The 15,286-nt window shown below is 64.3% G+C and carries 11 protein-coding genes; 4 read left to right on the forward strand and 7 right to left on the reverse strand.

What is annotated here, in order from left to right:
- Window positions 1-79: 79 nt before the first annotated feature.
- The 3 genes from CRJ03_RS09535 (at window position 80) to CRJ03_RS20680 (ending at window position 2,034) form a co-directional block, all read left to right on the forward strand.
- Window positions 80-1,603: a bifunctional aminoglycoside phosphotransferase/ATP-binding protein gene (locus tag CRJ03_RS09535; RefSeq protein WP_104018642.1), complete on the forward strand. Its 1,524-nt coding sequence runs from the start codon at window positions 80-82 to the stop codon at window positions 1,601-1,603.
- Between the two features lie 141 nt (window positions 1,604-1,744).
- Complete coding sequence (locus tag CRJ03_RS20675) at window positions 1,745-1,879, forward strand: hypothetical protein (protein ID WP_439126631.1); 135 nt, start codon at window positions 1,745-1,747, stop codon at window positions 1,877-1,879.
- A complete protein-coding gene (locus tag CRJ03_RS20680; RefSeq protein WP_439126632.1) occupies window positions 1,876-2,034 on the forward strand; it encodes a hypothetical protein in 159 nt (52 codons plus the stop codon). The genes CRJ03_RS20675 and CRJ03_RS20680 overlap by 4 nt, the downstream gene beginning before the upstream one ends.
- Before the next feature lie 97 nt (window positions 2,035-2,131).
- Here the strand turns inward: CRJ03_RS20680 and CRJ03_RS09545 are convergent, their stop codons facing one another.
- The 6 genes from CRJ03_RS09545 to CRJ03_RS09570 form a co-directional block, all read right to left on the reverse strand.
- Entirely contained in the window at window positions 2,132-3,559 is a 1,428-nt protein-coding gene (locus CRJ03_RS09545) for a C69 family dipeptidase (RefSeq protein WP_104018643.1), read from the reverse strand.
- Between the two features lie 24 nt (window positions 3,560-3,583).
- Window positions 3,584-5,644, reverse strand: a complete 2,061-nt coding sequence (locus tag CRJ03_RS09550; RefSeq protein WP_104018644.1) for a dipeptide ABC transporter ATP-binding protein — start codon at window positions 5,642-5,644, stop codon at window positions 3,584-3,586.
- A 1-nt stretch (window position 5,645) separates the two neighbouring features.
- Window positions 5,646-6,584: an ABC transporter permease gene (locus CRJ03_RS09555; RefSeq protein ID WP_240611630.1), complete on the reverse strand. Its 939-nt coding sequence runs from the start codon at window positions 6,582-6,584 to the stop codon at window positions 5,646-5,648.
- Entirely contained in the window at window positions 6,571-7,515 is a 945-nt protein-coding gene (locus tag CRJ03_RS09560) for an ABC transporter permease (RefSeq protein WP_104018645.1), read from the reverse strand. The genes CRJ03_RS09555 and CRJ03_RS09560 overlap by 14 nt, the downstream gene beginning before the upstream one ends.
- Before the next feature lie 74 nt (window positions 7,516-7,589).
- On the reverse strand, window positions 7,590-9,140 hold the full coding sequence (locus tag CRJ03_RS09565) for an ABC transporter substrate-binding protein (RefSeq protein ID WP_104018646.1): 1,551 nt from the start codon (window positions 9,138-9,140) through the stop codon (window positions 7,590-7,592).
- A gap of 106 nt (window positions 9,141-9,246) precedes the next feature.
- Window positions 9,247-11,268 carry a CocE/NonD family hydrolase gene (locus CRJ03_RS09570; protein ID WP_104018647.1) on the reverse strand — a complete coding sequence of 674 codons (2,022 nt, stop codon included), beginning with the start codon at window positions 11,266-11,268 and terminating at the stop codon, window positions 9,247-9,249.
- Between the two features lie 133 nt (window positions 11,269-11,401).
- Between CRJ03_RS09570 and CRJ03_RS09575 the strand changes: the two genes are divergently transcribed.
- Window positions 11,402-12,214, forward strand: a complete 813-nt coding sequence (locus CRJ03_RS09575) for a helix-turn-helix domain-containing protein (protein ID WP_104018648.1) — start codon at window positions 11,402-11,404, stop codon at window positions 12,212-12,214.
- 126 nt (window positions 12,215-12,340) lie between these two features.
- Here CRJ03_RS09575 and CRJ03_RS09580 read toward each other — a convergent pair.
- The coding region (locus tag CRJ03_RS09580; RefSeq protein ID WP_129590267.1) for a cadherin-like domain-containing protein at window positions 12,341-15,286 on the reverse strand (2,946 nt) is incomplete at its 5' end.

Consider the following 15,286-nt stretch of genomic DNA (forward strand, 5'->3'; position numbering starts at 1 on the left):
CACAGCTTAATGTGCATCAACGCGGCCGGGGTCAGGCCAGGGTATCCAGGGCGCGAAAACCTGTTGCAAGGAGCAGCGCATGGCATTCGAAGAGATCGTGGAGGCCCTCTCCGACCCGAAAACCCACGGCTTGGAGACCGAGGTGGAAACGGTGCGAACCCACGCCGCGATGGTGTTTCTTGCCGGGGACTCGGCGTACAAGGTGAAGCGCCCGGTCGTCTACGACTATCTCGATTTCTCGACACCCAAAAAACGCGAGGCCATGCTGCGCCGCGAATTGGACATCAACAAGTCGGCTGCGCCAGAAGTTTACCGCGGTCTCGTGCCGCTGACCCGGCGTGCCGATGGCCGTCTCGAACTGAACGGTGACGGCGAGCCGGTCGAATGGTGTCTGCACATGCGCCGCTTTCCCGAAGGCGCGGAGATGACGGCGGTGGCCGCTCGCGGCGGGATCGACCGGACCCTGGCCGAAGAAATTGGCGCGGCCATCGCGGACTATCACGCCGGCGCGGAGACGCGGCACGAGGATGGCCGCACGCTGGCGCGCACGGCCGCCGCCGACCTGAACGCAGCGCTCGGAGGGATGACGGATGCCCTTGGCGAAGGGCGCATCGAGCGTTTCCATGACTGCATCGCGACCGAAATCGCGCGCAACGCGGTGCTCCTGTCTGCGCGGGGGCGCGCGGGGCATATCCGGCGCGGCCATGGCGATCTGCACTTGGGCAACATGGTGTTGCTCGACGACAGGCCGGTGCTCTTCGACGCGCTCGAATTCGACGAGCGCCTTGCCACGCTCGACGTGCTCTACGACCTCGCTTTCGCGATCATGGACCTCTTGCATCGCGACCTCCACGAGGCGGCGCATGCCGTGCTCGACGCCTACCTCTACCGGGCGCGCGAGCCTGACCATTTCGACGGGCTGGCCCTGCTGCCGCTCTTCCTGGGGCTTAGGGCGGGCATCCGGGCGATGGTCACGGTGCAGGCGGCGCGGCTGGAGGACGGCCCGCCCGATTCCGGCATCGCCGAGGCCCAAGCCTATCTCGATCACGCGCTCGATTACCTCTCGCCTCCCGCGCCCCGTCTCGTTGCGGTTGGCGGGTATTCGGGCACCGGCAAGACCACCCTGGCCCTGCAACTTGCGCCGTCGATCGCCCCGATGCCCGGCGCGATCCACCTGCGCAGCGACCTCGAACGCAAGGCAATGTTCGGGGTCGATCCGCTTTCTGGCCTGCCGCAGAGCGCCTATTCCGAGACCGCTGGCAAGCAAGTCTACGCCCGGCTGCTCGCGCAAGCCGACCGGTCCCTGCGCGCCGGACATTCCGTGATCTTCGACGCGGTCTTTGCCCGCGAGGAGGAGCGCCAGGCGCTCGCCGAACTTGCGCGGCAACGGGAGGTGCGGTTCTCCGGGCTCTGGCTGCACGCGGATCGGGACACGCTTGTGTCGCGCGTATCGGCACGCCAGGGTGATGCCTCGGATGCCGATGAAACGGTGGTGCTGCGGCAACTGGCCTCCGGCGAGGGGGCGACGGACTGGGTGCGCGTCGAGTCCAGCGGCGATGTCCGGGACGTTCTGAACCGGGCGCACGCCGCGCTTGGATCCTGAAAGGACGGCAGGGCCTCGACCGCGCGGCCGATATAAATCAAGGCGCGCGGCGCGTGTCATCATATTACATCTTAGAATGTGACTGCGCTGCGTGACTGGTGGGCCAAGGCTGGCACGCAGACTTGCAAGGAGGCAGATGTCATGCTCACTCTCCCCCGCAAGGGCGACGCCTATTCGCCACTCTATTGCCTCGCTGCCCTCGGATCGGGTGGTCTCGTCTTCACCTTCGGCTTTTGGGGGCCATCACTGGCCCGCTGGACATGGGCTTTGCCATGAATGTTCTCGGCCCGTTCGCATTTTGGGTCGTGCTTGGCGGCTCCTTCGCAACCATCGCGCTCTATGCATTCTACCGCATGAGCCAGCGAGACGCGGTCCCTGCATCAGAGACCGACGCTGGCGCGTGCACGTTGGAAATCGTCCACATGGCCTGAATTCTACGGGAAAAGGAATGTCACGCCGTAAGACGGATTTATGTGGCAACGCCGATCACGTGTGAAAATGTCGTCGGGATTGTCAAACGGCGCTGCGTTACCAGATCTGATCCGGTGACAGGGGTTGGTCTGTCATGTTCAACGCTCCCAGAGCGCTGAGCCTGGCATGTGCCGCATCAGCGAGCGCCCGGCAATCGGCCAGCGCCATGGCGAAGCGTGCCTGGCTGAACTCGGTCAGCACTTGCGATGCGAGCGCCTGCTCGCCCGCGTCCAGCAGGACCGATGCCGCGCGCAGCACGTCCGGCAACTCCGCGTTTACGTTGGCCTCGATCGCACGCCAGTGTGTCCATATCTCGTCCAGGACGGGATCCGGTTTCTGAAAGGCGAGATGCATCAGCCGCTTGAATTCATGGACGGCCGACGGCCCGGTCTCGATACCCTGCGGGACCAGAGAAACCGTGTCGGGACCCTTGTCTTCCTTGCGGAGATCAAGGAAGCGGTGGCTTTCGCCGGTTGTCAGGTACCGGTGCTGGCGCCAGGCCGGAGGCACCGTGTCCTGACCGAGAAAAACCGGCAGGAGTGGCGCGGTGACAGGGCCGATCGGTGCGTGCCACATCATGCGCAACGCGTCGTGCGATGGATGCGTCAGGGGCACGACCTGGCCATAGCCGGCGGTATCGCCAGTCAGCCGTTCGCTGCTGATAGACCAGAACACGTCTGCCAGCCCAATTTTTTCAGGGCGCGCTGCACGTTGGCGCATTTCATCCTCGATCCAGGCAACCCCGTCCCAGCGATGCTTGCCGTCGCCATAGACGTGGTTGACATGAAAAGGACCATCACCCGGCGACCACCAGCCCATTTCACGGGCCGTGTCGAAGAAATGTATCGGAAACAGGAAGTTCTTGTCAGGCGCGTCCGGTACTTCGCCGATATACCCCGGGCGCGAGGCACGGATGCTGTCAGGGCCCAGCCGCTCGGCACACCACAGGCCGCGGCCTCCGGCAAACTCGATCACCACCCACGCCTCTTCCGGGTCGGCGATGATGTGGGAATTGCCGCCATAAGTGGAATAGCCGTGCTTTGCGATCAGGTCTCCGATCAGCTCTACACCCTCGCGCGCGCTGAGTGCGCGCTCGATGACGATGCGGGCAAGGTCGGAATAGTTTGGTCCGGTCTGGTTTTTTGGCGTCATCGCGATCAGCTCGGCGCGCGAGGTGGACCAGATGTCACGCACCGCCACGCCGCGTTCGTTCAACCCGCCATTGGTCAGCGGAGCGGGCACGCCGAGGTAATAACTGTAGCTCACCCGCATATTGCGCAGGGTTTCCGGAGCCTGGGGTATTTCGGTCAAACGACCGGGCATGTCGGCCTGTGGCGTCACACCCACCGTGATGAACGTGCCGTCGGGATGCTGCGCACGCGGGCAGATTTCCAGCCAATGGCTGCTCGGCTCGTCGCCGTATCCCGCGAGGTATGCGATGCCATCAGCCGAATGATTGCGCCCGATATAGATGCCGTAACTCATGTATGTGTCTCTTTTGTCCGAGGGTCAGGCCAGCGGGAAATGGCAGGCATGGCGACGCCCATCCGGCATGGTCACATGGGATGGTTTCTCGGCCCGGCAGCGATCTTGTGCCAGCGGGCAACGCCCTGCGAAGTCACACCCCTTGGGCCTGTTGAGCAGGCTGGGCACCTCGCCCGAGATCGACACGTGTACCCGGCGGCGGTCGGGGTCGGGCTGCGGCACGCCTTCGACAAGCGCGCGGGTGTAGGGATGCACCGGACGGGCGAATACCTCGGCGGTGCGGCCCTCTTCGACGATGCGGCCCAGGTACATGATCGCCAACCGGTCGGCGATGTGGCGCACCACAGGCAGGTTGTGAGTGATGATGAGGTATCCCAGCCCGTGCTCGGCCTGAAGATCGGCCATGAGGTTGAGGATTTCCCCCTGCACCGACACGTCAAGGCCCGCTGTCGGCTCGTCGGCGATGATGAGCTTGGGGTTGAGTGCCAGCGCCCGCGCCACGCCCACGCGCCGCGCCTGCCCGCCCGACAGCTCGTGCGGGTAACGCGACAGGAAGGGCTTGGGCAGGCGCACCATCTCGGCCAGCCGTTCGGCTTCGGCATCCAGATCAACCCCGGTGATCCCGTGGATCTGGAACGGTTCGGTGATGAGCGCGCGCACCGACTTGCGCGGTGAGAGCGACCCGACCGGGTCCTGGAACATCATCGCCATGTCGCGGCGCAGCGGTTTGAAACGGCCCTCGGGCATGTTGCGGATCTCGCGCCCCTCAAAGCGCACGCTGCCCGATTGCGCGGCCACGAGGTTGAGCACCGTGCGCCCCAGCGTCGTCTTACCCGAGCCGCTCTCGCCCACCAGCCCCACGGTCTCGCCTGGCGCGACCGAGAGGCTCACGTCGAGCACCGCATCGACATGGCGTTTTTCGAGTCCCTTGAGCCGCGCGCGCAGCGGGCCCACGGTCTCGAACTGCACGTTCAGGTCCGAAACCTCCAGCAGCGGATCGTCGCGCTTGGCGCGGGCAGGTTTGCCGGCACTCGCCTCGCCCTGCCCCACGGTCATCACGTCCGGCGGCGGTGGCCAGTCCGGATCGCGATGCGGGCCGTCCAGCAGATGACAGCGGGCAAGGCTCATCTCGCCACGAGCGACATCCGGCGGCTGCGTCTCGCGGCAGACCGGCAGCGCCTTCTGGCACCGCGGCGCATAGATGCAGCCCGAAAGCGGCCTGGTCAGGTCTGGTATGTCGCCAGGAATGACCGGCAGCTTGCGCGACACGTCGTCGATCCGCGCCGGATCGCATTCCAGCAGCGCACGGGTATAGGGGTGTTGCGCGTTGTGGAATATCTCGCGCACCGCGCCCGCCTCGACCACCTCGCCAGCATACATGACAACCACGTCGTCACAGAGTTCTGCGATCAGACCCAAGTTGTGGGACACGACGACCACCGTCGCGTCCAGTTCCTTTTGAAGGTCTTGCAACAGGTGGATGATCTGCGCTTCCATCGTCACGTCGAGCGCCGTCGTCGGCTCGTCCGCCAAAAGTAGCTGCGGCCCCGTGAGCAACGCCATCGCGATGCCCGCACGCTGCCGCATCCCGCCGGAGAAATGATGTGGGTACTGGTCGATCCGCTTGTCGGGGTCAGGGATGCCCACCTTGCCCAGCATCTCCACCGCCATACGCCGTTTCTCGGCGGTCGAGAGGTTTGGCCGCCGGTAGAGGATGTCGCGCATCTGCCGCCCGTAGGTCAGCACCGGGATCTGGCTGGTCATCGGGTCCTGGAACACGACCGAGATTTCCTCGCCCCGAATGGCGCGCAACTGCGGCTCGCCCGCGTGGAGCAGGTCGCGCTCACCAAAGCGCACCTCGCCACCGGTCACCTCGCCATTCCCTGCCAAAAGGCCCAGCAACGCCCAGAGCACGGTGGATTTTCCCGACCCGCTCTCGCCCACGATTCCGACGATGCGGCCCTTCCGGATAGGAAAGGAGATATCGCGCAGCGCCTTGACGCGCCCGCGCGGCGTGCGGAAATCAACCGACAGGTTGCGGATGTCGAGCAGCGTTTCGGGCGCCTCAAGTATGTCCTTTGGCATCCTAGCGTCCTTTCCCCATGCGCGGATCGAAAACGTCACGCAGCGCCTCACCGAGGAAGGTAAAGCCCAGCGTTGTCAGGATCAGTGGTATGCCCCCGGCAATGACCATCCACGGCGCGTCGCGGATCACCAGATAGCCCTCGTTGAGGATCGTCCCCCAACTCGCCGTGGGCGGCAGCACGCCGAGACCCAGAAAGCTCAGCCCCGCCTCGACCGTCACCACCACAGGCACGTCCATCGCCGCAAGGATCATCAGCGGTCCCACCACATTGGGCATTACGTGGTGCATCAGGAGTCGGGTCATCCCGGCCCCCAACGACCGCTCGGCAAGGATGAATTCGCTGTTCTTCAGCGACAGCGTCGAGGTACGCGCCACCCGCGCGTATTGCGGGATCGAGGTGACGATGACGATGGCCAGAACCATCCCGAGGCTTGGCCCCGTCAGCGCCACGGTGGCCAGCGCCAGAACGATCGTGGGAAAGGCGCGCACCGTGTCGAAAACCAGCAGCAGCAGGCTGTCGAGCCAGCGCGGCCCAAGCCCCGCGATCATCCCGAGGATGAGTCCGGTGACGAGCGCCACCGACACCCCGATCGCCGCGATCTTGAGCGCGACGCGCCCGCCGTAGAGGATGCGCGACAGCGTATCGCGGCCAAGCTGATCGGTGCCCGCCAGGTGCTCCCATGTCGGCCCCGACAGGCGCGATGGCACGTCGAGCGTATTGGGTTCATAGGGCGCGATCCACGGTGCGAAGATCGCACTGGCAAAGAACAAGACCACGAGGATCAGCCCCGTCAACCCCTGCCAGTTGGTGAGGAACAGGCGCAGCTTCTCGCGCCGCTCACGGGCGGCGGATTCGCGGAGCTCGGACTCGGCGAGGTGGTCGGGCAAGCCCGAGGCATCCACCGGCGGCAGACCGGTTTCGAGGTCAGAGCGATTCACGGACACGGGGATCAAACCAAGCTATGAGGAGGTCGGACAACAGGACAACGAGGATGTAGAGGCCGGTGGCCACCAGCACCGCGCCCTGCACGATGGGGAAGTTGCGCGCCATGACGGCGTCGAAAATGAGCTTGCCGATACCGGGGCGTGCAAAGATGATCTCGGCGAACACGGTCGAGGAAATCAGCCCGCCAAAGCCCATGCCGATCAGCGTGATCGTTGGCAGGATAGCCACGCGCAGCGCATAGCCAAAAACCACCCGCTGCGGATGCAGGCCGAAGGCGCGCGCCGAGCGGATATAGTTCTCGCCCATCACCTCGAGCATCGAGGCGCGCACCATCCGCGCCAGGTACCCGACCCAGCTCAACCCGATGGCAAAGGCGGGTAGCACCAGGTGCGACAGTTGGTCGGCGGTATCGCCGGGCTCGCCCGCGCCGATGGCGGGCAACCAGCGCAGGTGCACAGCGAAAATTAGCAACGCCCAGATCGACACGAGAAATGAGGGCACCGCGATCGTGCCCACCGACAGCACGCCCGTCACCCGGTCGAGCCAGCTGTTGGGCCGCACCGCCGCCAGACAGCCGAGCGGGATGCCCAGCACCATCGCCCAGCCCATCCCCGCGCAGACCAGGGCTAGGGTGAAGCCGATGCGCTCCATGATAATCGCGGTCACGGGCCGGTCCGAGAACACGTCGAGGCCGAGGTCGCCGGTGGCCGCGTTGCCGATATAAATCAGGAACTGCCGCCAAACCGGCTCGTCGAGATGCATCTTGGCGGCATAGCGCGCGATGGCCTCGGGCGTGGCGCGCGGGCCGAGCGCGATGGTCGCCGGGTCGCCGGGAATGAGGTACAGCAGCGAAAAGAGCACCAGCACGACGAGGCAGATCACCATCGCCGAGAGGCCCAGTCGCTTGACGAGATAGTACAGCACTCAGGCTCTCCCCTACCGGTGCCCGCGTGGCGACCGGCCCGCGCCTTGGCGGGGCCGGTCGCGCGGCGGTGCGGTTACGCCCGTTCGAAGCGGCGGTAGTTCAGCTCGCCCGAGGGCGCGGCATTCACCACCACGTCGGTGCTGTGCACGAAGGCCTCAGGCTCATGGTTAATCCAGACATAGGCGCCGGTGTTCTCCATGATCTCCTGCATCCGCACGTAGATGTCGTGGCGCTTCTGGAGGTCCGTCTCGTCGATGCCTTCCTGATAGAGGCGGTCGAATTCCTCATCCGTCCAACGCTCCCAGTTCCAGACGCCGACCTGGTCGGAAGTAAACCATTGCGTCGCCTCGTAGGGGTCTGGCGTGGTGCCAAAGCGCATGATCCACAGTTCCAGATCCTGCCAGGTGTCGCCCTTGCTCTCCTGGCCCATTTCCCAGAACGGGCCACTGTCGAGCGGCAGCACCTTTACGGTGATCCCGACCGCCGCGAGGTTGGCCTGGATGATCTGCGCCGCCAGCATCCGCTCCTGGTTGTTGAGCGTGCGCAGCGTCAACTCCAACCCCGAAACACCCGCCTCGTCCAGCATCGCGCGCGCCTTGGCAGGGTCATAGCCGTAGCCGGTGCTGTCGCGTTGCCCGACGAGGCCGGGGCAGATGATGCCGTGGGATTTTGCGGTGGTCCCCGAATAGGCCCCCTGAAGGATCGTATCCACGTCCACCGCGTGCTGAATGGCTTGGCGCACGCGGATGTCCTGCAGCTTGGGATGCTCGGTGTTCATGCCCATCCACATGTATTGCAGCTCGCCCGCCACAGCGATGCCGGTGCCTTCTGGCATGTCCTTGGTATAGCGCGCCAGCGTGTCGGCCCCCACCTCGGTGCAATCCAGTTCCCCGGCCTCGAAGGCCAGTTCGGCGGCCTTGACCTCGGTGATGACATTACACTCGATCCGCTCGAAGGCCGGTTTCGGCCCATTCCAATCGGGGTTGGCGGAGAAAACCGCGCGCTGACCCGGCGTCGCCTCGTAGGTATATGGGCCGCAGACCGCCGGAAACTGCGTGGTGAACTTGCCGCCCGCCTCGGTCATGGCCTTCTCGCTCAGCACCGCGCCGGGGCCGTGGCATAGCGTGATCATGATGAATGGTGCGAAGGGCTTCGACAGGACGATGGTGCCGCTGCGCTCGCCCGTCACCTCGACATGGTCCATCGCCTCGAAATAGCCTGACCAGTCGCTGTCCTTCATCCGCTCGTAGGAATACTTGACATCCGACGCCTGTACCGGCCCGTGGCCGCCTGACCATACCAGCCCCTCGGCCAGTTCGAACTCGATATGCGTGGCGTCGCGCTGCTCCAGCCTGGTGACGAAATACGTGGGTTCCCAGGTGAACGTGTCGCCAGCACGGGCGTATTGCGCGAGGAAGGGCAGGCATTGCTTTTGCGCCTCGATCTCGGTGCCGCCTGTCATGTAGCCCGGATCGAGCACGTTGTTGTCGCCGTCGATGCGCAGCCGAAGCGTGCCGCCGCCCTGCGCGAACGCGGCGGTCGGCCAGCCCGGCACGAGGCCCATCGCCCCAAGTACGGCAGTGGTGCCAAGAAATCCCCTGCGTGTGGTTCCTGTCTGTTTCATCTCTGTCTTCTCCCTGTTTGTTACCTGTGCAGATCATGCCACGCGAAGGCACGTCAGCCTATTTCGCGTCCTTGCGCGAAGTGACGCTGAACTCGCGAACATCGGCTCACACATGATCCCGCGCGATCCGCTCTTCCCAACGCTTTTCCGCCACCAGATCGTCGCCCTCCCAAGCGCGCAACTCGGCGGTGACGATGAACTCCTGCGCGTCCGCACGAAGCTCTGTCCGGGTCTCCGAGCGCACGGACCAGTCGCCACGGTTCAGCCCGTAGTGCCACTCGGTGCGTCCCCACGCAGCCGTCACATCGTCAAGCGGCACGCCATAGGTCTCGTATCCCTGCTTGTGCATGGTGATGTCGTTGGCCAAGAGCCGCGTCACCCCGCCGCCCTCGGCAATCTGCATCTGCATTTCGTTGCCTGCCGCATCCTCGACGATACGAAAATAGCTCTCGGGTTCGATGATCTGCTCGGTCACGGGCGGCGGCCCGGCCACCGGAGGGTCGAAGGCGGGCAGCATATCGTCCAGCGGCGACGGTCCGCGCAGTGGCAAGTCCAGGGCGCTGCCCCCGGTATGGATGCTCAGCGTCACCGGCTCGGGGGCTGGCCAGATCATCGGGAAATAGCTGGTCGACAGTGCCAGCCGCAGCCGGTGCCCCGCGGGCAGGCTCTGCGCCACGGGCTTCATCGGGACGGTCACGTCATACACCTCGCCCGGCACCAGCGGTTCGGGCCGGTCGTGCCCGCCGCGATGGGTGAGGTTGAATACACCAAAGCAGAGCCGGGTCGCGCGCCCGTCAGGGTGCACGTCCACCAGCCGCGCCGCGATCTGCGCCACCGGGCGGTCCACGCTCAGCCGCAGGTGCACATTTGCGTCCCCGGCAAAGGTCAGTCCCTCCTTCGGCACCTCGATCTCGAAGCACAGGCTGCCCGCATCCTCGCGCCGCTGATCCACCGGCGCATCCCCCGGCGCGCCATAGCCGCACCACTTGCCCGAGGCCATGCCGACATCGGTGGGGCTTTGATGGGTCAACACGGCGCTCTCACCCGGAGACTCAAGGCTTAGCCCGCCGCCGGGTGTGAGGTGAAAGAGCGTGCGCACGACCTGCGGCGAGGGCCATTCCGGCTCGGCGATCCAACGGCCCGGGCGCGAATCGTAATGGCCCCGTGGTGGCACGCTCTCCTGCACGAAGAGCCGCAGCATCGGCTCATTCATGATGCCGGTATCCTGCCCCTTGAGCCAGTGATCCCACCAGCGCAATTCCTCTTGCAGGAAGCCGATCGCCGGCCCCGGCTCTCCGAGGTGTGGATAGCGGTGCGCCCAAGGGCCGACCAGACCCTTTTTCGGGCCTTGAAGGTTCTCCATCAGGCGAAACACGCTGCGGCAATACCCGTCCGCCCAACCCGACACCGCGTAGACCGGCACACGCACCCGCGACCAGTCCTCGCAGATCGACCCGTGCCGCCAGAATTCGTCGCGCCGCTGATGCCCCAGCCAGTTCTTGAGCCATAGCCCGCTGCCCTCCAGCCGTTCCAGCCACATGTCGCGCCACCTGTCGCCGACATTGGCCGGATCGGGGGGCAGCGTGTTGCGCCCGAACATGATCGACGCCCAACTCAACTGTTCGCCCAAGAGACAGCCGCCCATGTAGTGGATGTCATCGGCATAGCGGTCGTCGGTCGAGCACAGCGTCACCACCGCCTTGAGCGCGGGCGGTTGCAAGGCCGCGATCTGAAGCCCGTTGAACCCGCCCCAGGAAATGCCGATCATCCCCACCTTGCCATCGCACCACGGCTGCCGCGCGATCCAGTCGATGGCGTCGCAACCATCCTGCAATTCCTGAGGCAGGTATTCATCCACCATCAGCCCCTCGGAATCGCCCGCACCGCGCAGGTCGAGCCGGATCACCGCGTAGCCGTGCCCGGCGAGGTAAGGCTGCATCGAGGCATCGCGCATCGTGGTGAAATCATTCTTGCGATAGGGAAGGTATTCGAGGATCGCGGGCACCGGCGCATCCGGCGCACCCTCCGGCATCCAGATGCGCGCGGCCAGCTTGCAGCCGTCTGGCATCGGGATTTCCACATGACTGATTTCCGTTACCTCATACGGAAACACGTCCACGTGCTTCATTCGTCTACCTCCGGGCCGCTGTTCATCACAGGGATGCGTGTCATTGCCCAGAGCCTACGCTCCGCCGCGCGGCGCGCAATTTCGCACCCTTTCGCTAATTGACGCTATTTGGGCTTCACTATACACATGCGACATGTCTGATGATCTGCGCCACAACCTCGCCCTGCTATGCAGCTATTTTCCATCAATTGCAGAGGTTTGCCGCAGGCTTGACTTCAATCGTCAGCAGTTCAACAAGTACCTGGCCGGCAATGCCTATCCGTCGCGCCACAACATGCGTCGGATCTGTGATTTTTTCGGTGTATCCGAATCCGAACTGCTGATGGAGCCGCAGCAATTCCAGGAGATCGTTTCACTGAAACGCAAGCCGCTCCAGCAGGAAGCGCTGAGCAAGCCCCTGCGCCATCTCGACCGGCTGTATCAGCACAGTCAGGAATTGAACAAATATGTAGGCTATTATTTCCGCTACTTTTATTCCTTTGGAAACCACGGAAAGGTCATTCGATCCCTGGCGCTCGTCTACCGGGAGGATGACAAGTATTACTGGAAGAATATCGAGATTCTGCGCGACCCGGAAACCGGACGCACGAGTGGGCTAAACAAATATGAAGGCGTGTTGTTCTACCTTGCTGATCGCCTCTACATTCTGGAGTACGAAGCGATCGAAGTGAATTCCATTACGCAGGCAACGCTTTACCCAAGCCACCGAAGCAGGCTCGGGCTGCTGCTTGGCATACAAACCGGCGGCCCGACACGCCGAGGACGCAAACCCGGGGCCTCGAAGGTTGCATTGGAGTATCTGGGCCGCGATATCAATGTCCGCCAAGCTCTGAAGCGCACCGGGCTGTTCGATCCAGAGGATGGCCTGATACGATCAGAAATCCTTTCCTTGATCGAGAACACCATAGAACCGTCGACATTTGTTCTGGATGTGGACGAGCCGTGATGCGTGGCTGTTTCAGGCCAATTGAACAGGATGACAGTCCCCCCGTAAGGGCCTGACCGATAACAGGTCGCCCCTTCAGTAGCGCCTCAAGGCGGTCCCGGGCGCGCTAAAACCGCTCAAGGATGTTCAGGCTACCACCATCGACACGTTCACGTCATCATCCACAGCGAGCGTGGCAAGCAGCGTATTCGAGCCATCAAAGAACTGGTAGATATCGAAGGTCGTGCCGTTGTCCGTAACCGGCCCCGTCCCGGCCGGATTCCTGACGATATTCCCGTCAGGGTTGGTCAGTTCGAGGCTGTCGCCGGGATCTCCGTAGACCGTGGCGCTATCGGGATCGGCGAGGGCTCCACCGAGGAGCGCCTCGAGATCGGTATCTCGTTCGGACGACAGCCCCTCGATATCCGCCAGCGTCAGGGACAGGCTGTTGACCTGCCCGTTCTCCATATCCAGTGCCTCGATATCGTTGATTGTCAGCGTCGGCAGCACATCGCTTGTCAGATCGCCCGCCATGTCGAACCTAAGCGTGTCGCGCCCGGTGCCGCCGTCGGCCAGAACCGTCCCCGCTGGCGCGCCAAGGGTGATGAGATCATCATTCGCCCCACCAAACATACGGTCGTTTCCGCCGCCACCAAGCAAACTGTCGTTTCCACCGCCACCGATCAGGAGATCATCGCCCAGACCACCGTCAAGCGTATCCGCAGCCGCGCCACCCAGCAAAAGATCCGCGCCGTCCGAGCTGGTCGGCGATACCGCGCCGTCCGGGGTCCAAAGGCGCCCGGCCTCGACGATGGTGATCTGATCTCCTGTTGTACCGACATCGCCATCAAGGTCGAATACTGCCGTGGCAACAAAGTCATTAACCTCGCCAAGCATGTTTTCTATCCCGGCAACTGACGCCAGCGGCAGGGTGAACCCGGTGCCGTCCGGGTCGATCGCGGTAGCAATAACGCCATGATCGGTGCCGTCACTCTCCAGTTCCAGCGAGAAAGAAACCAGCTCAGCGGCGAAGAGCCCAGTTTCCTGGATTTCAGCGGTCAGGTCCGAAGCTGCGGTGATCGTCTTGGCGTCGCCATCGCTGTCGAAGCGGTAATCGGTGCCGCCGATGGTAAAGGTCTGTTCCAGTTTCGTAGGATCGAAGCCGCCGCCAATCCCGAAGGTAAAGATCTCTGGATCATGCGCATCCCGGATACTCTTGATCGCGTTCTGCCACAGGCTGTCTGAGCCGGATGGCTGCCCATCGGTAATAAAATAGAGGATATCGACCTCGTCATTACCAACGGTGTTCTCCTGATCGAAGAATTCCTTGGCATCGTTGATCGCTTCGTGCCAGTCGGTGCCGCCACCCGGGTGGCTTATGCCGTCCAGCGCCGTCTGGATCGCGGCTGCGTCTTGGACCAGATCGAACGGCGTGAAGCCGTTCGCGGGGTTATCCACCCCGTTCTTGCCATAGCTGGTGGCACCGTTCGCAAAGACGACGATCTGCACGTCCACTTGCGGCGCGTTGGGGTTGTCGAAATCGACGGCCAGTGCTGCGAGCGCATCCTTGACCGCCGTGATCTGGTCGGCGAACTCATCCGCGAAGCTACCCGATCCATCCATTGCGAAGACAAGGTTGATCGGCGTCGCCTCGACCGTGGAGCGGGTAACGTTGACGCTGCCGGCAGGGCGCCCTTCAACGCTTTCGATGTCTATTGTAATGCCCAACCCGCGATCCTGCGCCTCCTGCGGGCCAGGATCGTTCACGGCGACCGTGACGGTCGCACTATCCGACAGGCTGCCATCGCTCGCGGTGACCTCGAAACTGTCAAAACCGGCGAACCCCTCATCGGGCGTATAGCTGAAACTGCCGTCGGAATTAACGGTCACCTGGCCATCGTTCGGACCCAAGCCGCCAAGGCTGAACTGGGGCGACTCGCCCGCATCCGGGTCGAAGCCAAGGACCGTGCCGGTGATCGGCCCGTCATTGTCACCGGAAACCAAAAGGTCCTCGGCCACCGGCGCGTCGTTCTCGCCCGCCACGGTGACGGTGACCGTGGCGGTCGAAGTTTCGCCTGCCGCGTCCTCGACCGTGTAGGTGAAGCTGTCCGTCGTGGTGACGCCGGCGGCGAGGCTTTCGAACTGGCCGTCGGGATCGTAGGAAAACTGCCCGTTGCCCAGATCGGTCACCGTGCCCGACGTCGCCAACGTGCCGAGCGTGAAGCTGCGCGTGTCCCCGGCATCGGGATCGGAGACCGCCGCGTTGACCGTGATCGCGGGGCCGTCCTCATCGGCATTCACCGCCACATCCGAGGCCACCGGCGCGTCGTTCTCGCCGGTGATCTCGATCACGGTGCCCTGCGTCGAGACCTGCGTGCCGGAGATCACATCGAAGTTCAGGATGAAGCGCCCGCTCTCCCCTGCCCCGAGGAAATCGTAATTCGCCGTGTCCACGGTCGCCGTGGTGGCGCCGATGCTGAACGGGGCCACGGTGCCGGTGTCACTGTCCCCCGCCGCCGCGATCGAAAGCGAACCGGGCACGATCTGCGGCGTCTCCGCGGTGTCGACATCGCTCGCCGTCAGCACCGTGGCCGGGTCGAAGACCACGTTCGACAACACGCCCGCGTCGCCCTCGGGGACGGGGGCAAAATCGGAGAGCGAAATCACCGGCGCGTCGTTCTCGCCCGTCACGGTCACGGTGACGTCGTTCACGGCGGTCGCGCCATGCGCGTCCGTTGCCGTGACCCGGATCGTCACGTCGCGCGTCGCGCCCGCCGCAAGGTCCTGGAAATCGGCACCGGGATCGAAGCTGAGCGTGCTGCCCGCAATCGTGGCGCTGCCCTCGGCGGGTACCCCGGTGACAGCGTAGCTGAGCGTCGTGCCGTCGTCGTCGCTGTCAACGTCCGCCCCGAGCGCCGCAAGGTCGAGCGTGACCACAGGCCCATCCTCGACCGCCGCCGCACCCGCCGCCGCAAGCACCGGCGCGTCGTTCTCGCCCGTCACGGTCACGGTGACGTCGTTCACCGCCGTGGCGCCATGCGCGTCCGTTGCCGTGACCCGGATCGTCACGTCGCGCGTCGCGCCCGCCGCAAG

The sequence above is a fragment of the Roseovarius nitratireducens genome (genome assembly GCF_002925845.1).
In the GTDB taxonomy this organism is placed as follows: domain Bacteria; phylum Pseudomonadota; class Alphaproteobacteria; order Rhodobacterales; family Rhodobacteraceae; genus Roseovarius; species Roseovarius nitratireducens.

Excerpts from the sequence above, each read along its gene's own strand:
- CRJ03_RS09575 (WP_104018648.1), top strand. The coding sequence starts at position 11,402 with ATGTCTGATGATCTGCGCCACAACCTCGCCCTGCTATGCAGCTATTTT.
- CRJ03_RS09550 (WP_104018644.1), bottom strand. The coding sequence starts at position 5,644 with ATGCCAAAGGACATACTTGAGGCGCCCGAAACGCTGCTCGACATCCGC.
- CRJ03_RS09565 (WP_104018646.1), bottom strand. The coding sequence starts at position 9,140 with ATGAAACAGACAGGAACCACACGCAGGGGATTTCTTGGCACCACTGCC.
- CRJ03_RS09535 (WP_104018642.1), top strand. The coding sequence starts at position 80 with ATGGCATTCGAAGAGATCGTGGAGGCCCTCTCCGACCCGAAAACCCAC.
- CRJ03_RS09570 (WP_104018647.1), bottom strand. The coding sequence starts at position 11,268 with ATGAAGCACGTGGACGTGTTTCCGTATGAGGTAACGGAAATCAGTCAT.
- CRJ03_RS20680 (WP_439126632.1), top strand. The coding sequence starts at position 1,876 with ATGAATGTTCTCGGCCCGTTCGCATTTTGGGTCGTGCTTGGCGGCTCC.
- CRJ03_RS09545 (WP_104018643.1), bottom strand. The coding sequence starts at position 3,559 with ATGAGTTACGGCATCTATATCGGGCGCAATCATTCGGCTGATGGCATC.
- CRJ03_RS20675 (WP_439126631.1), top strand. The coding sequence starts at position 1,745 with ATGCTCACTCTCCCCCGCAAGGGCGACGCCTATTCGCCACTCTATTGC.